Annotated in this window: 16 protein-coding genes and 4 pseudogenes; 6 read left to right on the top strand and 14 right to left on the bottom strand. The window is 69.5% G+C overall.

Features of this window, described 5'->3' with window-relative positions:
- From AMK31_RS36420 to uvrA, 9 genes and pseudogenes are all read right to left on the bottom strand, one after another.
- Positions 1–585, bottom strand: coding sequence for a nucleotide exchange factor GrpE (locus tag AMK31_RS36420; protein WP_073945031.1), 585 nt, complete (start codon positions 583–585; stop codon positions 1–3).
- Positions 586–595: 10 nt separating this feature from the next.
- Positions 596–2497, bottom strand: coding sequence for a molecular chaperone DnaK (dnaK, locus tag AMK31_RS36415; protein WP_073945030.1), 1902 nt, complete (start codon positions 2495–2497; stop codon positions 596–598).
- An 81-nt stretch (positions 2498–2578) separates the two neighbouring features.
- Entirely contained in the window at positions 2579–3106 is a 528-nt protein-coding gene (locus tag AMK31_RS36410) for a general stress protein (RefSeq protein ID WP_241842845.1), read from the bottom strand.
- A gap of 242 nt (positions 3107–3348) precedes the next feature.
- Positions 3349–3915, bottom strand: coding sequence for a type 1 glutamine amidotransferase domain-containing protein (locus AMK31_RS36405; protein ID WP_073945029.1), 567 nt, complete (start codon positions 3913–3915; stop codon positions 3349–3351).
- A 197-nt stretch (positions 3916–4112) separates the two neighbouring features.
- On the bottom strand, positions 4113–4562 hold the full coding sequence (locus tag AMK31_RS36400; protein ID WP_073945028.1) for a DUF1931 family protein: 450 nt from the start codon (positions 4560–4562) through the stop codon (positions 4113–4115).
- Between the two features lie 535 nt (positions 4563–5097).
- Positions 5098–6879 (bottom strand): PucR family transcriptional regulator, encoded by a 1782-nt coding sequence (locus AMK31_RS36390; protein WP_198948652.1) that lies wholly within the window; start codon positions 6877–6879, stop codon positions 5098–5100.
- A 245-nt stretch (positions 6880–7124) separates the two neighbouring features.
- On the bottom strand, positions 7125–7292 hold the full coding sequence (locus tag AMK31_RS40815; protein ID WP_158074575.1) for a hypothetical protein: 168 nt from the start codon (positions 7290–7292) through the stop codon (positions 7125–7127).
- Positions 7293–7376: 84 nt separating this feature from the next.
- Positions 7377–8048, bottom strand: a pseudogene (locus tag AMK31_RS36385) (SDR family oxidoreductase).
- 175 nt (positions 8049–8223) lie between these two features.
- A complete protein-coding gene (gene uvrA / locus AMK31_RS36380) occupies positions 8224–10692 on the bottom strand; it encodes an excinuclease ABC subunit UvrA (protein ID WP_073945026.1) in 2469 nt (822 codons plus the stop codon).
- 327 nt (positions 10693–11019) lie between these two features.
- Here uvrA and AMK31_RS36375 point away from each other — a divergent pair, with 327 nt between their 5' ends.
- From AMK31_RS36375 to AMK31_RS36365, 3 genes are all read left to right on the top strand, one after another.
- Complete coding sequence (locus tag AMK31_RS36375) at positions 11020–12141, top strand: hypothetical protein (RefSeq protein WP_073945025.1); 1122 nt, start codon at positions 11020–11022, stop codon at positions 12139–12141.
- Between the two features lie 297 nt (positions 12142–12438).
- Positions 12439–13614 (top strand): glutathione-independent formaldehyde dehydrogenase, encoded by a 1176-nt coding sequence (locus AMK31_RS36370; protein ID WP_073945024.1) that lies wholly within the window; start codon positions 12439–12441, stop codon positions 13612–13614.
- Positions 13615–13950: 336 nt separating this feature from the next.
- Positions 13951–16125: an FUSC family protein gene (locus tag AMK31_RS36365; RefSeq protein WP_073945023.1), complete on the top strand. Its 2175-nt coding sequence runs from the start codon at positions 13951–13953 to the stop codon at positions 16123–16125.
- Here the strand turns inward: AMK31_RS36365 and AMK31_RS41895 are convergent.
- Complete coding sequence (locus AMK31_RS41895) at positions 16099–16557, bottom strand: phosphate-starvation-inducible PsiE family protein (protein WP_241842844.1); 459 nt, start codon at positions 16555–16557, stop codon at positions 16099–16101. The genes AMK31_RS36365 and AMK31_RS41895 overlap by 27 nt on opposite strands.
- Here AMK31_RS41895 and AMK31_RS36355 point away from each other — a divergent pair.
- Positions 16530–16727, top strand: a pseudogene (locus AMK31_RS36355) (transposase); the annotation flags it as partial. The gene AMK31_RS41895 and the pseudogene AMK31_RS36355 overlap by 28 nt on opposite strands.
- 179 nt (positions 16728–16906) lie before the next feature.
- Here AMK31_RS36355 and AMK31_RS36350 read toward each other — a convergent pair.
- On the bottom strand, positions 16907–17311 hold the full coding sequence (locus tag AMK31_RS36350) for a type II toxin-antitoxin system PemK/MazF family toxin (protein WP_073945021.1): 405 nt from the start codon (positions 17309–17311) through the stop codon (positions 16907–16909).
- Between the two features lie 155 nt (positions 17312–17466).
- Between AMK31_RS36350 and AMK31_RS36345 the strand changes: the two are divergent.
- A pseudogene (locus tag AMK31_RS36345) lies at positions 17467–18536 on the top strand (IS701 family transposase).
- Here AMK31_RS36345 and AMK31_RS36340 read toward each other — a convergent pair.
- Positions 18511–19134, bottom strand: a complete 624-nt coding sequence (locus AMK31_RS36340) for a LysE family translocator (RefSeq protein ID WP_073945020.1) — start codon at positions 19132–19134, stop codon at positions 18511–18513. The pseudogene AMK31_RS36345 and the gene AMK31_RS36340 sit on opposite strands and share 26 nt — an antisense overlap.
- Positions 19135–19285: 151 nt before the next feature.
- The gene (locus AMK31_RS36335) at positions 19286–19684 is read right to left on the bottom strand and encodes a DUF6233 domain-containing protein (RefSeq protein ID WP_198948650.1); all 399 of its coding nucleotides are present in this window, start codon (positions 19682–19684) and stop codon (positions 19286–19288) included.
- 407 nt (positions 19685–20091) lie between these two features.
- On the opposite strand from AMK31_RS36335, the pseudogene AMK31_RS36330 reads away from it, so the two are divergent.
- A pseudogene (locus AMK31_RS36330) lies at positions 20092–20773 on the top strand (ATP-binding protein).
- Between the two features lie 51 nt (positions 20774–20824).
- On the opposite strand, the gene AMK31_RS36325 reads toward AMK31_RS36330, so the two are convergent.
- Positions 20825–21463, bottom strand: a complete 639-nt coding sequence (locus AMK31_RS36325; RefSeq protein ID WP_073945019.1) for an HAD family hydrolase — start codon at positions 21461–21463, stop codon at positions 20825–20827.
- Between the last annotated feature and the right edge of the window lie 68 nt (positions 21464–21531).

Below are 21531 nucleotides of genomic sequence, written 5' to 3'. Positions count from 1 at the left end.
TCACTCCCGCTTGGCGACGGTCACGGCGGCCGGCCTCAGCTGCAGCTCGGCCTCGCCGTAGCCGGGGCGCAGCACCTGCGCCACGGTGTTCGGTTCGGCGTCGGGGTCCTGGACCACGCCGACGACCTCGTGCCGGGAGGGATCGAACGGGACGCCGGTCTCGGCGTGACGCTCGTAGCCCAGGCGTTCAAGGATGGACACGGCCTGGTCGCGCACGGCGCGAACCCCCTCGACGATCGCCCCGGGGTCGGAGCCCGCGTGGTTCAGGGCCAGTTCGAGGTTGTCGATGACGGGAAGGAAGGCCGCGGCCGTGCGGGCGCGTTCGAGCGCGCGCTCCCGGTCCAGTTCCCTGGCGTGTCGCTTGCGCAGGTTGTCCAGGTCGGCGAGGGCACGCCGCCAGCGGTCCTCGACCTCTTTCAGCGCGGCCGCGTACTCGTCCTCGACCCCGGCCGGACCGGTGGCCGCGTCGGGGCCCGGTTCGGGCTCCGTGGTCGGCGGCGCGGGCTCGGGCAGGTGGCCCTGCGGCGGTTGTGCGGCGCCTTCGGGTGGCAGGCCGGACGATCGGTCCTGGGGAGGGATCGGCATGGCGGGTACCTCATCCCTTGTCGAACTCGGCGTCGATCACGTCTTCGTCGGTGCCGGCTCCGCCCTGCCCGGCGCCGTCCGGCCCGGTGGTGTCCGACGGACCACTCGCCGCCGCTTCGGCCTGGTGGGCGGCGAGCCCGGCGTAGACCTGCTGGAGTTCGGAGATCAGCGGCCTGGTCTTGTCCACTCCGGCCTCGTTCTTGACCGCGTCGCGGGCCTCTGCCACCAGCATCTCGGCGCGGGCCTTCTCGTGTGCGGGCGCGGCGTCGGCCAGTTCGTTCAGGCGCTTTTCGACCTGGTAGGCAATCGCGTCGAGTTCATTGCGGGCGTCGACGGCCTCGCGGAGTGCCTGATCCTGGCCCCGGTTGCTTTCGGCTTCCTGGACCATGCGTTCGACCTCGCTCCGGTCCAGGTTGGAGCTCTCGCTGATGGTGATGCCCTGTTCCTTGCCAGTGTCCTTGTCGCGCGCGCTGACGTTGAGGATGCCGTTGGCGTCGATGTCGAAGGTGACCTCTATCTGCGGTTCGCCCCGCGGCGCCGGCCGGATGTCGGTGAGCTGGAACCGGCCGAGGACCCGGTTGTCGGCGGCCCGCTCGCGCTCGCCCTGCAGGACGACGATGTCGACGGCGGGCTGGTTGTCCTCGGCGGTGGAGAAGGTCTCGCTGCGGCGCACCGGGATGGTGGTGTTCCGCTCGATGATCTTCGTCATCACTCCGCCGCGCGTCTCCACGCCCAGGGACAGGGGGGTGACGTCGAGCAGCAGGACGTCCTTGACCTCGCCCTTGAGCACCCCGGCCTGGATCGCGGCGCCCAGGGCCACGACCTCATCGGGGTTCACGCTCATGTTGGGTTCCTTGCCGCCGGTCAGTCGGCGCACCAGCGCCTGGACGGCGGGGATGCGGGTGGAACCGCCGACGAGGATGACCTCGTCGATGTCGCTCTCGCCGACCTTGGCGTCGGCCATGGCCTGCCGGACCGGACCGAGGCAGCGCTCCACCAGGTCGCCGGTGATCTGCTCGAACGTGGACCGCATGATCGAGTCGGTGAGATGCTTGGGCCCGGAGGCGTCGGCGGTGATGAACGGCAGGCTGACCTGGGTCTGGGTGACGGAGCTGAGCTCGGTCTTGGCCTTCTCCGCCGCCTCGAACAGGCGTTGCAGCGCCTGCGGGTCCTTGCGCAGGTCGATGCCGTTCTCCTTCTGGAAGTCGTCCGCGAGGTAGTCGACCAGACGCCGGTCGAAGTCGTCGCCGCCCAGATGGCTGTCACCCGCCGTGGAACGCACCTCGACCACGCCGTCGCCGACGTCGAGGATGCTCACGTCGAAGGTGCCGCCGCCCAGGTCGAAGACGAGCACCGTCTCGTGCTGCTTCTTGTCCATGCCGTACGCGAGGGCGGCCGCGGTCGGCTCGTTGATGATCCGCAGCACTTCCAGGCCGGCGATCCGTCCGGCGTCCTTGGTGGCGGTGCGCTGGGCGTCGTTGAAGTAGGCGGGCACCGTGATGACCGCCTCCGTGACCCGTTCCCCCAGCTGCTTGGAGGCGTCGTCGGCGAGCTTGCGCAGCACCAGGGCGCTGATCTCCTCGGGCGCGTACAGCTTGTCACGCACCTTGAAGCGGGCCTCGCCGCTGTCTCCCGGGACAACGTCGTAGGCGACGGCCTTGGCCTCGTCCGGGATCTCGTCGAAGTGCCGGCCGATGAACCGCTTGGCCGAGTAGATGGTGCCCTTGGGATTGAGGATCGCCTGGCGACGGGCCAGCTGGCCCACCAGGCGCTCGCCGGTGTCGGTGAAGGCCACCACGGACGGTGTCGTGCGGTTGCCCTCGGTGTTGGGCACGACGGACGGCTCGCCGCCCTCCCACACGGCGATCACCGAGTTGGTGGTGCCCAGGTCGATGCCCACTGCCTTGGCCATGAGGAACTCCTTCCGCGGCGGTCGACGTCCGTCGGCGACCGTTCATCCTCCGGGCCCTGTCCGCCCGGCCTCGAAACTCGTTCAGCTGGGGGCGGGGTCGCTCCGCGGGCGGCCGGCCCGTGAGGAGGCGCTCTCCGAGTTCGCGCCTGCCCCGCCGTCCAGACCGGCGACCAGCCGGACGGCCTCATCGGCGACGTCCTCGTCCACCACGACGTCGTACCGGCTGGGCTCCATCGAGCGGACCGAGGCGAAGTTCCGGCGGCCGCCCTGGGCCGCGTGCAACAGCACGCCGAGCAGCGCACCGACGAGCGCTCCGAAGATCAGCCCGTACAGGGCGAGGAGCAGACCGGAGACGACCGGATTCAGCCAGTTCAGCAGCCCGAAGATCCAGCCGACGAGTACGCCGGGCAGCGCTCCGGTGGCCGCGCCGTGGAGGGCGGCCTCGCCGTACCCCATTCGACCGATCACCTGTTCGACCAGGCGCATGTCCCGACCGATGATCGCCACCTTCTGAACGGGAAAGTCCTGGTCGGCGAGGTGATCGACGGCACGTTCGGCTTCCTGGTACGTCGAGTACGAGGCAACGGCCCTGCGGGCCTGCTCGGTCATGGCCACTCCTTCCGCCGGCAGACCGCCGAGTGGTCCCGACGGGCCCCAGAGTGGCTGTTTGCCCGGTCACCCCGCCTGCGCCCAGCGGGGTGAAAAGTGGCACCGGCGGTCGGTCTGCGAGGACAGGAGGCGGGACGACGGTTCGGGTTCGCGGCCGCCACGGCTGACCGGCCCCGCGGGGTGGAGAGCGGGCCCACCTCCACCGTGCATCGCCTGCTCTCTCCGCAGCCAGGCCGTTGGGTTCAGCCGGGCATGGGGTGGTGCGCCCGGGCGAACTGCTCCACGACGGCGGCGCAGAAAGCAGGCAGGTCGGCCGGGCCGCGGCTGGTGACCAGCTGCCCGTCGACGACCACCTCCTGGTCGGCGACGACCTCCGCGCCGGCGTTGCGCAGGTCGGTGCGGATGCTGGGCCAGGACGTCAGACGGCGACCGCGCACGGCGTCGGCCTCCGCCAGGGTCCACGGGCCGTGGCAGATCGATGCGACCGGTTTCCCGCTGGCCAAGAAGTCCCTGACGAACTGCACCGCGTCGCGGTCCATGCGCAGTTGGTCGGGGTTCATGGTGCCGCCGGGCAGGAGCAGGGCGTGGTAGTCGTCGGCGGAGGCGTCGGCGACCAGGCGGTCCACAGGGAAGGTTCCTGCCGCGTTGAGGTCGAACTGGCGGGCCTGGATCTCGCCGGGATGGAGCGAGACGATCTCGGTCTTCGCCCCTGCGCCGTGTAGCGCACCGCGCGGCTGGTCTAGTTCCACGCGCTCGACGCCGTCGGCGGCCAGAACCGCCACGCGCATCCCCCGTAGTTCCTGTGTCATGGTGCGGCTCCCTTCAAGTCGCTGGTTGTACGACACCAGTGGCAGGGGCAGCCGGCAGGGCCCGTCCCGGTACGTTTTCCGGACCGGGGACTGCAGGGCGCACGCGACCCTGGCCTTGGCAAAGGCTCCCGTCTCCACCTTCCGGCCCCCGCCCGGCATGTCAGTTCAGATCGGTGACACGCACCGGGGCGCGACTGCTACAGCAGCCGGTCGAACACCGAGGTCACGCCGTCCCAGTGGCTGGTCTGCGGGTTCTTGACATCCGGATACATGATTTCGAACGTCTCGGCGAGGGCGACGCTGAGACCGCCGATGATCTCGGGGTAGCGCTCTTCGGTCTCCTGGGTGGGTGTCCTGTCGAGGGGAGGGTGCGCGGCGAGCTGTTCCACGATCGGCTTCAGCTCGACCTCCTCGTCGAGCCGCCGGAACCGGTGGATGCTCTCCTGGAGGCCCTTTGTGATCGGCAGGTCCCACGGTTCGACGGTGTCGCGGCCGTTGGCCTTGGCCGACGCCTGGCCGACGACCAGGAGGTCGTAGAGCTTGGCGTCGACGAAGTCGCCGTACCGCTTCAGGTCGTTCTTGTCGACATCGAGACCTGCGGCGGCGCGGAAGAACCTCTCGAACTTCGACACACCCATCACGGTCATGGCTCTCGCCTCCTCGCCAGGAACCGGACGGCGTCGTTCGCTCACGCCCGCGCCGCCATCGGCTGTTACCCGGTCGAGATTCGCAGAGCCCCCTGCTGAGCGCCTCCGCACCCGAGGCCAAAAAAGAATGCTGCCTCCTACCCTGGCAGAGCAGCATGAAAGGCGCAGGTATCCTCCTGCCAGCCGTACGGCCGTGCGAGGTGATGCCCATCTCTTGGGTGCGAGTGAGCCGACCGCGCCCACAGGCACAGCGCCCTGCTGCGGCACACCAGTCGTCGCCCTGCGCCGCGGCTCAGTACCGGAATCCGTCGATGACGGCGTCACCGGCTTCATCTGCGACCGGCCCGAACAGCTGCCCGCCGCGCTCTGCTCTGATATGGCCTGCGCGTACCAGGCGCGCTATCACTTGCTGGCCTGCCACCGGACCCAGCGGGCGACAGCCGCCCCAGGGCGCCGACTACACCACTGACCTGTACGAGTCCGTGCGGTAGCTGATCCCTGCTGACACCACCCCCGCAGGAGTTCCAGCGAGGCGTCAGCCGGGCCCGCCCAGCACGATCTTCCACACTCGGGTCGCCACCTGGAGGTTCAGCCGGTCCTCGACGTTCGCGAGGTCGTGGCCGCTGATGTCGCGGATGCGCTGGAGCCGATAGCGCAGTGTGCTGCGGTGTATCGCGAGGGATTCTGCGGTCTCGTCGTAGTTGCCACCCCAGTCGAAGTACCGGGACAGGGTCTCGACCAAGGCCGCCTGATGCCGGGAGTCGTAGTCGATGAGCTGCCCGAGCCACTCCTGGACGAACGTCTCCAGTTCCCGGTAATCGTTGCCGGGTCCCAGGATGCGATAGAGGCCGAGCTCGTCGAAGAACGACGTGCCGTAGCGCTCGCGGGAGTGGCGGCGCACGTCCAGGGCGCGTTGCGCCTCCTGGTAGTGGTGGGGGATGTCGTTCAGGGAGTCGGAAGCGGCGCTCACCCCGATCGTCCCGGACCGTGTTCCGGTCTCCCGGGCGAGCGCGTCGTACAGTGCGCGGGGGTGCGGCCTGTCGTCGGCGACCAGGACGACGTGGTCGTGGCGTCGGGTCAGCAGCGAGCGCATGCCCACGGCGGAAGCCGCCCGCCCCACGGTCTGTGCGAAGGAATCGTCGGCGGTCCGGTTCGACCACTGCACCACGACGACGTAGTGGCTGCGGTGCGGGTCGTGTCCCACGGCCTCGGACCGGGCGTAGGCGCTCGCCTCGTCCGTCCCTGCCAGAAGGTCGTCCACCAGCTCGCGGTGCAGCCTCAGCTCCACTTCGGCCAGATTGCGCAGGTGCGTCAGCTCCGGGGCGAGTGACGCGGCAGCGCGTTCCAGCGCGAGCACGGTGTGCTCGTCGGCCTCGTCCCGGGCATCGACCAGGGCCAGCACGCCCAGAATCTCGCCGTGCGGGCGGATCAGGGTGATCAGCCGGTCCCTTATCCGCACCGGCCCGGCCTGACGGGCGACGGCGTGCAGCATTTCGTCCTGGCGCACTGGGTCCGGTTCGGGATAGGGGACGGGGCGGCTGGGGCCGGTCCAGGACCTCAGCCGACCGAAGCGGTCCTCGACCAGCGCAGGAAGTCCGGTGAGCCCGTGCAGTGCGCGGGTGACAGCTTCCTCGCCGCCACCCGAGGCGGCGACGCCGGCCATGAGCGCGTGAACGGCTCGCTCGTAGCCCAGCTCGGCCACCACAGAGATCAGCTGCCGCTGGAGGACTGTACGTTCATCCCTCAGTCGGTGCAGCTCCAGCGCGTCCTCGCGTAGGCGGCGATGTGCGAAAGCGACTGACAGTGCGGCAGCGGTGTACCGGACGAGCGTGGCCAGCAGAGATCGCTCGGCCTTGGTGGGCCGGGAGCGGGACGTCACCACGAGGTAGCCGTGGAGTCCCTCAAGTCCGCGCAACCCCAGGGCCCGGCCCCAGGGCCTGCCGGGTACGGTCACGTTGCCGTCCTGCCCGGCCAGCTCCCGCACCCTCCGGCTCACGGCCAAGGCAGGCATCTGCCCGTCCCATCGACTGGGGACCAGGTCGCCGCCCACGTTGAGGTATCCGGCCTCGGCACTGTAGGGCCCCGCAGCGGCTATGTGGTCCATGGCCAGGCGCAGGATCTCGACTTCGTCCGGGGTGCCGAACAGGGCGCGGGAGAGCGCGTCCAGTTCGTGGAGGGCATGGTCGGCTGGGGTGCGAGCGGGCGGGCGGGGCCCTCCGAGCGCGGCCGTCGGGTGTTGTCCGGCGCTGCCCCGTGGAAGGCTGCCCTTCAGGTGGGTGCAGCGGTGGTACAGGCTGTGCGCCCGACTGCTGGCCATGGGACCACTCCGTCCCTCGACGTTCTCAGAGAACCGAGCGGCATGTCGCGTACCCGCTCACGGGCCGGCTACCCGAGATGTGTGGATCCTTTCTCTCGTGCTCGTGGGGCAACCGGACCTGTGCGTTCCTGACGCGCCAGACGCAGGCGTGGAGCCACCCGGTTCGTCACCTTGGGGAGTGCTCGAGACTCTCCGTGTGCTCCGGTAGGAACCCGGCGGCCACCTGGTGCGGTTCCATTCCCATCTCATCCCATCCCTGCCAAGGCGTTCTTCAGCCGGTCCAGCTTGTCCCGGGCCTCCTCGACGTGCCCCTTCTCCCACATCGCCTGGGCATACCCGAGGGCGTAGCCGATCGACCGGTGCTCCAAGGGGGTACCGCTCGGCGCGGCGATGTCGCTCAGCTTGCGGAACACGTGTCGGCCTCGCTGGGCAGCGCGCCTTTGAAAGCGTCCGGGTGTGAGTCATTACCCGCACCCGGGCACGGGCGGAGTGCGGCGTCAGCCGCCGGCCACGGCGCGCACCGCCTCCTCGACCGGGGTGGACCCGCTGATCAGCTCGAGGATGCGCCCGGCGGTCCTGGGCTCGTGGAGCAGGCCGGCGAGCACCGCAGCCACGTCATCGCGCGTCACTGGGCCGCGGTCGGTGTGCTCGGCGAGCGTGACGCGGCCGCTACCGGGGTCGTCGGTCAGCGTCCCCGGGCGCAGAATCGTCCAGTCCAGTCCAGTCCGGTCCCGGACGGGAGGCGATGTCGGCGTCCGCCTCGCCCTTGGCCTTCAGGTAGGCGGCAAACACCGGGTCGGTGCCGGGCGGCGGCTGGCTGTCCACGCCCATCGCGGAGATCACCAGGAAGCGGCGCATCCCGGCGCGCTCGGCCGCGTCGGCGAGGAGGATGGCCGCGTTCCGGTCCACCGTCTGCTTGCGGGCCGCGCCGCTGCCCGGTCCGGCCCCGCGGCGAACAGTGCCGCGTCGGCACCGCCAAGGTGGCCCGCCACCTCGTCCACCGAGGCGTGCTCCAGATCGCACACCACCGGTTCCGCACCGTCCGCGCGCAGGTCGTCGGCGTGGTCTGGGTTTCGGATCAGCCCCGTGACGCTGTCGCCGCGCGCCGAGAGCAACCGGGTCAGCCGGCGCGCGATCTTTCCGTGTCCACCCGCGATCACCATGTGCATGGGGTCATTCCTGCCACACGCGGCCGCTCACGCCGGGCTGCGGGGCTGCCGCGGCAGGTCGGGTCCCGCGGTTGCCGCAAAGCCGGCGTACTCGCGCACCGCGCTGGTGCGCGGGACCACCCGGCCACCGGGTCGCGCCGCAGGTGCTCGGGGACTCGCGATCGCGATTCTGTCGTCAGGAGCGCGCGAGCCGGGCCGCGAGATAGGGTGCGGTGGCGCTGCGGCGGGCCCTCGCCACCTTGGTCGGCGGACCCGCCGCGACCACCCGCCCGCCCGCGTCGCCGCCGCCCGGACCGAGGTCGACGACCCAGTCGGCGGTGGCGATCGTGGCCAGGTCGTGCTCGACGAGGACGACCGTGTTGCCGACGTCGACGAGCCGGTGCAACTGCCGCAGCAGCAGCGCGATGTCCGAGGGGTGCAGCCCCGCGGTCGGCTCGTCGAGCAGGTAGAGCGCGTGCCCGCGGCGGGCTCGCTGCAGCTCGGTGGCCAGTTTGATGCGTTGCGCCTCACCGCCGCTGAGTTCCGTCGCGGGCTGGCCCAGCCGCAGGTACCCCAGTCCGACCTCGCGCAACGTCTCCAGACTGCGGCAGGCGGCCGGGACGTCGGACAGGAACTTGGCGGCGGCGTCGACGGACAGCGCCAGCACTTCCGCGATGTTCTTGCCGCGGTAGGTGACTTCCAGCGTTTCGGCGTTGTACCGGGCGCCCCGACAGGTCGGGCACGGCGCGTAGGTGCCGGGCAGGAACAGCAGTTCCACCGCGACGAATCCTTCGCCCTGGCAGGTCTCGCACCGCCCTTCGGGCACGTTGAAGGAGAACCGCCCGGCCGAGTAGCCGCGCGCCCTGGCCTCGTCCGTCGCCGCGTACAGCTTGCGCACCGCGTCGAACATCCCGGTGTACGTGGCCAGGTTGGACCGGGGAGTCCGGCCGATGGGCCGCTGGTCGACCAGGACCAGCCGGTCGAACGACTCGACCCCCGACGCGTCCCGGACGTCGACCTCCAGGTGCGCCTCGTCGGGCTCCTCGGGCACGAGTCCGAGGTGGCCGCGGACGACCTCGGCGAGCACCTGTGTCACGAGCGTCGACTTTCCGGAACCGGACACGCCCGTCACCGCCGTCAGTACGCAGAGCGGTACGTCGACGGACACGTCGTGCAGATTGTGGCGGGAGACGCCGCTCAGGTGCAGCCAGCCGTGCGGTGTGCGCGGGCGGTGATCGAGCGGCTGGGCGCGCCCGAACAGGTACTGGCTCGTGGCCGACTCCCCGACCCGCTCGAGACCGGCGACCGGGCCGCTGTACAGCACGCGTCCGCCGCCCTCGCCCGCGCCGGGTCCGATGTCGACCACCCAGTCCGCCCGCCGTACGACGTCCATGTCGTGCTCCACGACGAACAGCGAGTTGCCCGCCGCCTTGAGGCGGTCCAGCACGTCCAGCAGCGGTTCCGCGTCAGCCGGGTGCAGGCCCGCGGAGGGTTCGTCGAGGACGTAGACGACGCCGAACAGCCCCGAGCGCAGCTGGGTGGCGATCCGCAGGCGCTGCGCCTCGCCGGGCGACAGGGTCGTCGAGCGGCGCCCGAGGCTGAGATATCCGAGGCCCAGGTCGAGCAGTACGTCGATCCGCGCGACCAGATCGCCGCAGATCCGGACCGCGACCTCGGTTGTCTCCCCGGATCGGGCGGTCGAGGTGGTGGCGTCGGCCTCGGACCGCCGCGCGACGGGCCGCAGCAGCGCCACGACCTCGGTGAGCGGCATCGCGTTGATCTCGGCGATGGAGCGTCCGGCGAAGGTCACGGCCAACCCCTCGGGCCGCAGTCCGCTGCCGTGACACTCGGGGCAGGGCACACTCCTGACGAACCGGAGCGCCCGTTCGCGCATCCGCTCGCTCTTGGAGTCGGCGAGGACGTGCATGACGTGCTTGCGGGCGCTCCAGAACTTGCCCTGATAGCCGTAGTCGACGCGGTCCTCCTCCGGCTCGATGTACACGGAGGGCTGCTCGTCCGTGTACAGCAGCCAGTCCCGGTCCTTCTTCCTGAGGCTGCGCCACGGCCGGTCGATGTCGATGCCCAGGCCGTTCACGACACTGCGCAGGTTGGCGCCCTGCCAGGCGCCCGGCCAGGCGGCGATCGCTCCCTCGCGGATGCTCAGCGAGGGGTCCGGGACGAGCAGGTCCTCGGCGACGTCGTGCACGACGCCCAGTCCGTGGCACTCCGGGCAGGCGCCGGCCGCGGTGTTGGGTGAGAACGACTCGGCTTCCAGCCGTGCGGCGCCGGGCGGATAGGTGCCGGCGCGGGAGTACAGCATGCGCAGCAGATTGGACAGCGTGGTGAGGGTGCCGACCGTCGAGCGCGAGCCGGGCGACCCGCGTCGCTGCTGCAGGGCCACGGCCGGTGGCAGTCCGGTGATCTCCTGCACGTGTGGTGCGCCGACCTGTTGCAACAGCCTTCGGGCGTACGGTGCCACGGACTCGAAGTAGCGCCGCTGGGCCTCCGCGTAGAGCGTGCCGAACGCGAGCGAGGACTTGCCCGAACCGGAGACGCCGGTGAAGGCGACCATCGCGTCCCGCGGAACGTCGACATCGATGTTCCGCAGGTTGTTTTCACCCGCGCCCCGGACGTGCACGAACGGGTCGGTCGCGTCCTTGTCCACCGTTCCTGATTACCTGATCGCGCCGCGAACCGCGCGACAGGCGCCGTCACCGGGCCCCGCTCACACGAGCGCTCGGAAGAGACCCGTGAACAGCAGCCTGGGCCGGTTGGCGCGGGAGCTGGTGTTCGCGGTGGCGCAAACCGTGTGGCCCGGTGGTGGGGCAGGTCCTGCACGGCGGAGAACGAGAAGATGTGACCGTACTGCCTGCACCTGCCTGCACCTGCCTGCACCTGCCGACAGAGGCCAGCGTGTCACGCGCCGTCGGCGTTGCCTCGGGGGCATTCTGTGGGCACTCGCGATCGCGGGGGCAGCCGACGAGAGGGAGTCATGCGGGTGTCGCCTCTGGGCGTTACGGTGGTTGCTCTTCTGGCGGATCCGGATGCACCGACGGAGATCGCGCGGCGCATGGCCCGGATGCTTCCTGATCGGCTCGCCGACAGGTCAGGCCGGGGACGACGGTTCGACGTCGAAGTGATCAGTGAGCCCTTCACCGCAGAGGTCGAGGACCCGCCCACCTTGATGCAGCGGATCATGGACCGCGCAAGTGAGGGGAACTGGGACATCGTCGTGGCCCTCACCGACCTTCCGCTGCACTCACACGGGCGCAAACTCGTGGTGGATCTGAATCACGAACACGGCTTGGCGCTGCTGTCCCTTCCGTCGTTGGGGGGCTTCCGGCTGCAGACCAGGGCCCGGCAGGCCGTTGAAGAAGCCGTGCTCAGCTTGGCGGGCCCGCAGGCCACCGGACCTGAGGGGCCTCCGGGAAGCCAGCCGCTGCGGGGGCCCTTCATCGGTCGTCTCGCGCCCATCCATCCGGGCCAGGTCGGTGAGGAGGAGATCGCCGATCTGCGGTACGTCGTCAGTGGGCCGCGCGGTTACCTGCGGGTGCTCCTCGGTATGGTCCGAGCCAACCGGCCGTGGCGGTTGGTGCCGGGCTTGTCGAAAGCCCTGGCGGCCGCACTCGCCACTGGAGCGGTAGCCACCGTGAACTCCACTGTCTGGAGCTTGGCCACCTCCCTGAGCACGCCGCGCCTGGTGATCGCCACAGTCGGGTCTGTCGCGCTCATGATCGGCTGGCTGATCGTGGACGCGAACCTGTGGCATCGAACGGATGAGATTTCGCCGGAGGCGAGGAAGCGGGCGGCTCTCTACAACGCCTCGACGGTCGTGACCGTCGGTATCGGGGTGCTCGTCTGCTACGCGGGTTTGGTGGTCATCAACCTGGTGTGGGCGCTGTTCATCCTCAACGACCAGGTGTTCGCTTCCACGACACGAACCCCGTTGCACGCCGCGGAGTACTGGACGCTGGCCTGGTTCGTCGCTTCGGTCGCCACGGTGGGCGGTGCGCTGGGATCTGGCTTGGAGAGCGACGAGGCGATCCGGGCAGCCGCCTATTCCATGCGCGAACAGGAACGCCGCCGCATGCTGGAGGACGACCACGGTGCGTAGCTGGTGACCTCAGTCGGAGATGTGCCATCGGTTGGTGGTCCTCCGGATCCGAGATGCCGCTGATCGGTCGGTGCGTGGTTGTTTCGCCTGGGGGGCCGACGGGGACCCGGACGCAACGCCGCCGGAGCGCGGAAGCTCCGCCTGGCGGGCCGGTGGCAAAACGACCGTTCCACCTGATCCGGGTGAACGGCCCGTAGAGGCGCGCCGGAGACACGGACCCCGTCGTAGCAATTTCCGAGAGTCAGGCTTTTGCGCCCTCTCCATCACCGCCACGCCGCGACATCAAGGGAAGTCATCATGAAGGCAGCGGTATATGAAGGACCGCGGACGGTCACGGTGAAGGACGTGCCGGACGCGAAGATCGAGCACCCCTGCGACATCATCGTCAAGATCACCACCACCAACATCTGCGGTTCGGACCTGCACATGTACGAGGGCCGCACCTCGTTCGAGTCCGGCCGCACGCTGGGACACGAGAACATGGGCCAGGTCGTGGAGGTCGGCTCGGCCGTCCGCAAGGTCCAGGTCGGCGAGTACGTGGTCCTGCCCTTCAACATCGCCTGCGGCTTCTGCAAGCAGTGCGAGCGGGGTCTGACCAACTACTGCCTGACCATGCAGCCGGAACCGGCCCTCGCGGGAGCCGCCTACGGGTTCGCCGACATGGGCCCCTACCAGGGTGGCCAGGCGGAGCTGCTGCGTGTGCCCTACGGCGACTTCAACGCGCTGCGTCTGGGTGAGGACGCCGCCGAGCGGCAGACCGACTACGTGATGCTCGCCGACATCTTCCCCACCGGTTATCACGCCACCGAGATGGCCCACGTCAAGCCGGGTGACCAGACGATCGTCTTCGGGGCCGGTCCCGTCGGGCTGATGGCGACCTACTCCGCTCTGCTCAAGGGTGCCGGCCGCGTCTGGACGGCCGACCATCAGCCGGACCGGCTGCGCAAGGCGGAGGAGATCGGGGCGATCCCGATCAACACCGCCGAGCAGAATCCGGCGGAGGTCGTCAAGGAGGCCACCCTCGGTCTGGGTGCCGACAACGGCTGCGAGTGCGTCGGTTACCAGGCGCACGATCCGGAGGGGCACGAGGACGCCAGCCTGACGCTCAACGGCCTGATCGACTCGGTGAGGTTCACGGGCGACATCGGTGTGGTGGGGGTGTTCCTGCCCCAGGATCCCGGCGGCGCGGAGGCCCAGGGGGAGCTGGAAGCTCAGGGCAAGGTTCCGATCGACTTCGGCATGATGTGGTTCAAGGGCCAGCACATGGGGACCGGGCAGGCGCCGGTGAAGAAGTACAACCGGGCGCTGCGGGATCTGATCGCCGGCGGGAAGGCGAAGCCGGGCTTCGTCGTCTCCCACGAGCTCAGCCTGGACGAGGCTCCCACCGCCTACGAGCACTTCGACGCCCGTGACGAGGGCTGGACCAAGGTCGTCCTGCATCCCAACGGCCACAGCAACGGCCACAAGCGATAAGGAACCCGGGGACGCTGTCCCTCTCCGCCCGGACGGGTCCGGGTGACGAGTGGCAGTCACCCTGGTTCCGGCTGGCCGGGGCCGAACCAGCGGAGTCCTAGCCACGGATCTACTGGTGACACCACCCGTCAGACCCCTGTTCGCCAAACTGGCGGCAAGGACCCCGCCGGACATGCGGTGCGAGGCGGACCCCCGGGACTGGTGAGGCCGGATGTCGATGTGTCGCGTATTCACCGACGCTGAGTTTCTCGGCCGTGCGGGCGGCTTCCCTGCCCGGCGGCCCCGCCTCGGCCAGCCCGACGCGACCCGGCAGGGCGTTCCGACCGGGCTCACACCATGACGTGGCTGCGGACCTTCGGCGAGGTCGTGCGATCCGGACTCACGATCGAGGAGACGCGGCTGGAGCCCCTGCTCGCGCTGCGCACGGCGGCTGGGCTGGCGATCGTCATCGGGCCGGCGCTGTGGCTGGTCTCCCCTGCGTACGCCGCGTCCGCCGCCCTCGGTGCCTACTCCGCGGGTGCTGCCACGTTCCAGCGCACCTGGCGTCCACGTAAGGTGATCGCGCTCGGCGCGGGCGCGGGTTTGGCGTTCAGCACCTTCGTGGGCTACCTGGCGGCGGGGCGACTCGTGACGTTCCTCCCACTGCTGGCCGTATGGGCCTTTGCCGCGGGGATGGCGTGGGCCCTCGGATCGACCGCCGGGATCGTCGCGGCGACGACGGTCGGCAGCATGCTGGTGACCATCACCCTGCCCACGAGCGTCGGGCGAGCCATGGAGCACGCCGGGGTCATCGCGCTCGGAGGCGTGGCGCAGGCCGTGCTGATCTTGCTGTTTCCGATCCGCCGTTGGGGGGCGCATCGTGACGCGCTGGCCGACGCCCTGGCCGCCGTGGCCGACTACGCCCGCCGGCTGCGGCACGACCCGACCGCCCCGTTCGACCCGGAGCCGTTGATGACGGCCCGGGACGCGGCCGCGGTGACGCCATCACAGGCCCGCACTCGTCCCCCCGTTCTCCACGGCCCCCGGGGCCTCGCCGAGCGCATTCTGCCGGTCGTCGCCGCGCTCGCCGACCCGGACGTCGGCGCCCCGGCGGAGGGACCTGGGCGGGACCGAGCACGGGAGTTGCTCAACGCGGCCGCCGACGTCCTGGACGCGGCCGCCCGTTCGATCCGCCGCGGCACTCCCGCCGAGGTGCCGCCCCGGAGCGTGGAAGTCCTGCGCGTCGACGAGGAACACGAGGTGCTGGAGGGGCCCGCCCGGCAGGCCGCCGAACGGCTCGTGGAACTGCTCGCCGAGGCCTTGGAGATCGCCGGGAGCGGCGGCGCGCGCGACAAGGCGCCTACGCCCACCGGCCCCGCCGGCGCCCAGTTCCTGGTGCGCCCGACAATGTTCCGGCTGCTCCCGGTCGTCGTCCGGGCAGTCCGCCGTGAGCTCCGCCGGGACTCGCCCGTGTTCCGGCACGCCGTCCGCCTGGCGGCGGTGGCCACGCTCGGCTATCTGATCGCTTCCCGGCTACCCCTGGACCACGGCTACTGGGCGCCCATCGCCTCGGTGATGGTGATGCGGCCGGACTTCCACCGGACGTACTCGCGCGCGGTGGCCCGTCTCGCCGGGACCCTGGCGGGGGTCGCGCTCGCCACGGGCATGGTGCGGGCCCTGGGTCCGGACGCCTATGTGTTCGGCGCGCTGGCGGTAATCTCGGCGGGCCTGTCGTACACGCTGAACCGTACCGGCTACGCCTACTCCCAGTGTTTCACTGCCGCGTACGTCGTCTTCCTGCTCGGCATGGGCGGCCAGGCATGGGAGCAGACGGTCCCGGAGCGGGTGGTGCTCACCCTGCTCGGCGGGGCCCTGGCCATGCTGGCGTACGTGGTGTTCCCCGCATGGGAGACACCCCGGCTGCCGGGCCGGCTTGCGGACTGGCTCGCCGCCGACGGCCGCTACGCGGCCGCAGTGCTCCGCAGCTATGCCGAACCGACCCGGCAACATCGCGCCGACATGCGCAGGGCGCTGCTGGCGAGCAGGGAGGCACGTGCCGCCTGGCAGGAGGCCCACGACCAGGCAAGGCAGGAACCGGTCCGCCCCAGGGGGCTGACGTCGCGCGAGGCGGACGAGGCGGAGGAGGCGCTCAAGGGGTTCGAGAGGGCGGCGATGCTCATGGAGAGCCACGTCCCGCGGGCCGACAGCCGTTTCGTCCCCCAGGCGGCGCGGCTCGCCGAGGCCCTGGAGGCGGACACCGCACAGGCCGCAGTCGACGTACGCGAACACAGGAATCCGGACTGGGGGCGCGTGGAGCAGGCGCTCCACACGTGGGAGGGCGCCGCCGGGGACCGGAGCCCGGTGCTACGGCGCGGGGCGGAACTGCAGAAGCGGGCCCTGGAGGACCTCGCGACAGCAGTAAGCCGCACCCCCCTGGAACGGGACGTCGGCTCCGCTCGCGAGCAGCAGCGGGTGCGGGCCGCCGTGGCTGCGGAAGGTGACGGATCAGGACCCGCGCACCGAGGTGGGTGACGGCTCCGGCGACGGGGAGCGCCGCGCCTCCTGGAGCGGGAAGTATTCTCCCGGCCGCGTGGAGCGCCGCCACACGTACACCGTTGTCGCCATCACGAGGATCAGCCCCGCCAGGACCAGCAGTTCGATCCCCTCGACGTTCCACCGGAGGGATTTCTCCGCCTCGGCCGTCACGATGAGCACCTTGCGGACGCCGGCAATCAGGCCGACGACGAGGAAAGGCTCCGCGTGGAGGGTCCCGGTTCCTGATGGTGAGGTGGACGGTGTGAAGCAGCTCGGCCACGATGAACAGCACCAGGCTGTTGTCCAGGGCGGAGAGAACGACCGTCTCCTCGCGGTACGGCCCCTGGATCGACCTGATGACGTCCTGGACGAACAACCAGCAACGCCACAAGTTGAGCCACGGCCGCAACGGCGGCAGACCACCAGCATTCGACCGGGAGACCTTCCGCCGACGCAACGTGATCGAACGCTGCTTCAACCGCCTCAAGAGCTTCCGAGGCATCGCCACCCGGTACGAAAAGACCGCCGCCTCATACGAAGCGGCGGTCACACTCGCGTCATTCCTGCTCTGGGCAAGATCGCTTGAAGGCGGACCCTAGGGGGTGTCTCGCCGATCATGCCGGGCTCGCGGCGCCTGGCACCGCGCCTCGCCGCGTTGTCGTCGGTCCCCGATGCGCCGCATCGGCTCCCTCCTCCGCCTTGCGATGCACGGCACCAGACGCCGCTCCCTGATCCGGCCTGATCGACGAGACACCGAGCTGGGCAGCACAGGCGTCCGCTACTCGAGTCCTTCGAGACGGCGGGCATCTTTGACCTCGCTGATCCTGGCAGCCGTCATCGGGGTCCACTCCCTCCTCTCTCCAGCGGCACGGAGGGCTTCTTCGACCTCGCTGAGCTTCACGGAGGACAACACGCCCGCCCGCTCGATCAGGTCGTCCCGGGCCATGGCGGTCAGCCATGTGCAGGGAGTAAAGCCTGGACGCGGGAACGCGAACCGCAGCACGCCTTCGAAGGGCAGCCCTTCCGGGGCTCCTACGGCCACTTCAACGGCCAGGCCGCTGATGTCGACGCCCGCCGGCGCAACGACCTGCATCGCCTGAAACCCGGATGACTCCTCGTCCGAGAGCAGCACGACCGGGCGTCGCTCGTCGAAGTCGACCCACCAGACTTCACCGCGTTGCATGTGTCCTCCTGGCACGAGACGGCGGGCGAACGCTGCGTGCCCCGTGCGGGACACGGAAGGGATGCGGCCCCGTCTTCGCACGTCGTGACCGAGGGGCGGTGAGGACGGGTGCGGCCACCGTTGATCATCGGTGTACGAAGACTGAAGATCATGCGGTGGTCGCGAGTCACAGCGTAGACCCTGCCCGCTGGCAGGAGGCGTTCGAGGTCCTGATGTCCCGGATAGCGGGCCGGTTCGCAAGTGGGCCGGATAGGCCAGTCCGCGTGGACTGCAGCACCTGCTCGGCCGGGCTAAGTGGGATGCCGACACCGTGCGCGATGACGTGCGCGAGTACATGCTGGAACATGTGTACGACGGCGATGCGGTGCTGGTCGTCGATGAGACGGGGGCGTGAAGAAGGGCACGCACACCGTGGGTGTCCAGCGCCAGTTCACCGGCACGGCCGGGAGGATCGAAAACGCTCAGGTCGCTGTCTACCTCGTCTTTGCAGGCCGCCGCGGACACGCGGCGATCGACCGCGACTTGTACGTCCCGCGCTCGTGGACGTGCGACCCGGACCGCTGCCGGGCGGCGGGACTGGGCGGGGACACCGTCTTCGCGACCAAGCCGGAGCTGGCCGCCCGCATGATCGGCCGATTCCTTGACGCCGGGCACCGTGTGGGCTGGGTTGCGGGCGATGAGGTCTACGGCGGCAACCCCCAAGCTGCGCGCCGCGCTGGAAGAGCGCCAGGTCGGCTACGTGCTCGGCGTTGCTTGCTCGGCCGAAGTCACCACGGGCGCCGGGAAGTTCCGCGCGGATGCCCTGGCCGTGAAGGTGCCGAAGTGGGCCTGGCTGAAGCTGTCGGCAGCGGCCGGCGGCAAGGGGCACCGCTTCTACGACTGGGCCGTCATCGACCTGGCCGAACCGCGCCTCGGCAGCCACCAACTGCTGATCCGCCGCGACCGCACCACCGGTGAACTGGCTTACTGCCATTGCTGGGTCGCCGGCTGCGGTGCCTTTGGCCACGCTGACGCTCGCCATTCCGCCCCGGACGGGCTGATCCCGCTCACCTGCAACGAAATCCAGCGACTATTCACCACGCTCGTCGTTCGGCCCGTGCACGGTGCAGCCCACCGGCTCGGCTGGTCCGACTGGCGACGCCGCCATCAGGCCCGAGCCCAGGCCAGCCACCTGAAGATCACGATCTACGGCTGGAGTACTAGGTCAGGAGGATCTCAACAGTGATCGCCGCTGCCAGCGCAACATAAACGGCGCACGCGGCATAATTCAGCACAGCCGTCGCTTTTGTTGAGCCGGTGAGCCGTGCATGGAAAAATCCCGACAACACTCCAATGCACCCGTAAAGAACTATCTCCATCAGGACGTTGATTGCGCCGAGGACGGCCATCTGCAGTTCGGGATTCTCTGCACTCCCTATGAACTGCGGGAGCACCGCGAGGTAGAAGAGGATTATTTTCGGATTCGTCAGGCTGACTAACACTCCTCGCAGATACCACCCGCCTGTCGCGATATCGCCGTGTCCGTTGATCGCTCGACGCGCACTTCGCATTGTCACGTACGCCAACCACAGCAGATACGCTGCACCCAGTATTCGTACCGCATCAAGCACCGATGGGTGCGATCGGGCGATCTCCCCCATCCCGGCGACGACGGCGGCGGCATAGGCACTCATACCTGTTCCTATGCCGAGGATGGCTTTCAGCGCGGACAGGCGCCCACCTTCAAGGCCCACTGCGAGCATGTAGGTCATATCAGGCCCGGGCGGAGCGAGAAAGAGCAGGATCACCGCAATGTAGCTCGGCAGTACCGCTAAATCCACCATCGTCAACTACCTCCGGCTTTGGTGTGGCGTGCCAGGTGCCCCCTCGACGCCGACATAATCGATCCGCGCCGAGTCGCCCCAGTCGGTGGCCGGACACCTGCTGCTGACCTTGGAGGACTCCATGAGGTCCCCTGAGCCGACGCAGAACCGCCTATTGGCGTGCCCTATTGATGTGCAGCTGGACGTCGGGCTGGCAGTGGCTGCACGCGCGTATGCCGCTGCTCAGCAGCTGGCGGGCTTCGTCCCGGTCCATGGCACGCCAGCGGTCTCCGGTCACGTGGCAGCCGCCGGCGTGGACCTCTGCGGGCTCCCGGCCGGCTCCGACACCGAAGGCGGCGACCCACTCGGGCGGTGCGGGCCGCCGCAGATGGCTCCGTTTCTTCTCGGCCCGCCGCTGTCGGACTGCGGCGATCTTGTAGTCGATGCGCTTCAACCACATCGCGTGCCACACCCGTAGTGTCAGCTCGAGCCAGGCCGCGGGGATCTCCTGGGGGATGTTCTCGGCCCGGTAGTCCCGCCGACTGAGGGGCAGCCGCGACCTGCTGTTCAACAGGTCGGGCCAGGACGTTTACGGAAGGCGCCGGTTGAGAGCGCGCGTGGCCTCGGTCCTGACATCATCGAGCAGGTCGTCAGCTGGTTCCTCCAGGTCTCGCCCCAGCGCAGGTGTCTGCGGTCCGGGACGTGCGCCGGCAAGTCGGCCGGGCGGGCCGGAAGGCGTTGGGCTCCAGTTGGAGGGCAGTGGTCGGCGAGGTGGAGGAGGGCTGCGGTGGCCGACGGCGGGGTGGCGCGGCGCAGAAGGAGAAGGCCGCCCGGTTGCTATAGCCTCCGGCCCGCTTCTCGGGGGCATGACCAGTTGCTCCGACGCCGTCGCGTCAGCAGCGGTGACCACCGAGAGGGAGAAGCACAGTGACCCTGCCCCGCCAGCGAGGTTTGGCCGAGTAGGCCGCCACCACGGCCATCGACACTGCCTGCCGCCTGCTGCGAGTGCCGTCGATCCGCAACGAGTTCGCCGAGATCGCCGACCGGGCGGCCAAGGATCAGATGACTTACCGCGGCTTCCTCGCCGAACTGCTGATGGCCGAGTGCGACGACCGAGCCAGACACCGCTCGGAAAGGCGGATCAAGGCAGCCGGATTCCCGCGGGAGAAGTCGTTGCGGCCCTTCGGCTTCGACGCCGACCCCAACATCGACCCGGCCACCGTGAACACGCTGGCCAGCTGCGAGTGGATCAAGAAGGGACAGCCGCTCTGCCTGATCGGCGACTCCCGAACTGGTAAGTCGCACATGCTCATCGCGCTGGGCACTGGTCGAAGCCGCCGACGAGAAGCAGCTGAACAAGACCATCGCCCGCTACCGCCGCGTCGACCTTCTCTGCGTCGACGAACTGGGATACATGGAACTGGACCGGCACGGCGCCGAGCTCCTCTTCCAGGTCTTGACCGAGCGCGAGGAGAAGAACAGCGTCGCCATCGCCTCCAACGAGTCCTTCGGCGGCTGGACGAAGACCTTCACCGATCCCCGTCTGTGCGCTGCCATCGTCGACCGGCTCACCTTCAACGGCACCATCATCGAGACCGGCACCGACTCCGACCGTCTGGCTGGCACCCGAGCCCGAGCCGAACACGCAGAAGCGGGCTGACCACCGCTTCACCGCTTGGCCGGCAACCGCTGAAGGCCGGCCAGGCCGACGTCATCCGAGCGGGACACGCCCTGCAACCCGGGGACCAGAGTCCAGATGAGCTGCGATCCGCGTGATCGTCCTGGCGTTGTCCTCGAACAGATGCGCCTGCATGCCGGCCACCTGAGCCGCCTCAACATTTACGGCGAGATCGTCGATGAAGAGGCAATTCTCCGGCCGCACCTCCAGGCTGGCACATGCGGACTCGAAGGCACGTGGGTCCGGCTTCTCGATGCCGATCTCGTGCGAGTACACGATCTCTTCGACCAGTTCGTCGAAGTGGTACAGCGCCGTCTCCCGCTCCCGGGCACCGACGAAGCTGTTGCTCAGGATGCCCAGCCTGCAGCTTCCCCGCAGCCCTCGCACATAAGTGATGAGTTCCTCGTTAGGCGTCCCCAGGTATTCCGCCCAAAGATCCGCCATGAACGCTTCCACCTGGGACGCGTCGAGCCCCAGGCGTGCTGCCACCTGCTCGCGAACTTCTCGTTCGCTGATGCTCCCGATGCTCCCGGCCTGCCACACGTCGCGCATCCGCTCGTGCACAGTGCCCGGCGGCAGCACCAACCGCTCTTCCCACCGCTGCACCCACCCCGTTTCCGGCGTGATCTCCAGCACGCCACCGATATCAAGAATGACGCAGGTCACCGTCACTCGAACTCCCCCTCTTCGTCTGGCCGACTGGCGAGCGCAAACCGCCCGCTCATGTGATCTACGGAGAC

It is taken from the genome of Streptomyces sp. TSRI0107 (assembly GCF_001905845.1).
In the GTDB taxonomy this organism is placed as follows: Bacteria; Actinomycetota; Actinomycetes; order Streptomycetales; family Streptomycetaceae; genus Streptomyces.
This window is presented reverse-complemented; position numbering and strand designations above follow the sequence as displayed.

Bases quoted from the DNA above. Each gene is read 5' to 3' on its own strand.
- AMK31_RS36370 (WP_073945024.1), top strand. From the start codon at position 12,439: ATGAAGGCAGCGGTATATGAAGGACCGCGGACGGTCACGGTGAAGGAC.
- AMK31_RS36340 (WP_073945020.1), bottom strand. From the start codon at position 19,134: ATGGTGGATTTAGCGGTACTGCCGAGCTACATTGCGGTGATCCTGCTC.
- dnaK (WP_073945030.1), bottom strand. From the start codon at position 2,497: ATGGCCAAGGCAGTGGGCATCGACCTGGGCACCACCAACTCGGTGATC.
- AMK31_RS36410 (WP_241842845.1), bottom strand. From the start codon at position 3,106: ATGACCGAGCAGGCCCGCAGGGCCGTTGCCTCGTACTCGACGTACCAG.
- AMK31_RS36405 (WP_073945029.1), bottom strand. From the start codon at position 3,915: ATGACACAGGAACTACGGGGGATGCGCGTGGCGGTTCTGGCCGCCGAC.
- AMK31_RS36375 (WP_073945025.1), top strand. From the start codon at position 11,020: ATGCGGGTGTCGCCTCTGGGCGTTACGGTGGTTGCTCTTCTGGCGGAT.
- AMK31_RS36400 (WP_073945028.1), bottom strand. From the start codon at position 4,562: ATGACCGTGATGGGTGTGTCGAAGTTCGAGAGGTTCTTCCGCGCCGCC.
- AMK31_RS41895 (WP_241842844.1), bottom strand. From the start codon at position 16,557: ATGCTGGTGGTCTGCCGCCGTTGCGGCCGTGGCTCAACTTGTGGCGTT.
- AMK31_RS36365 (WP_073945023.1), top strand. From the start codon at position 13,951: ATGACGTGGCTGCGGACCTTCGGCGAGGTCGTGCGATCCGGACTCACG.
- AMK31_RS36350 (WP_073945021.1), bottom strand. From the start codon at position 17,311: ATGCAACGCGGTGAAGTCTGGTGGGTCGACTTCGACGAGCGACGCCCG.
- AMK31_RS36420 (WP_073945031.1), bottom strand. From the start codon at position 585: ATGCCGATCCCTCCCCAGGACCGATCGTCCGGCCTGCCACCCGAAGGC.
- AMK31_RS36390 (WP_198948652.1), bottom strand. From the start codon at position 6,879: ATGGCCAGCAGTCGGGCGCACAGCCTGTACCACCGCTGCACCCACCTG.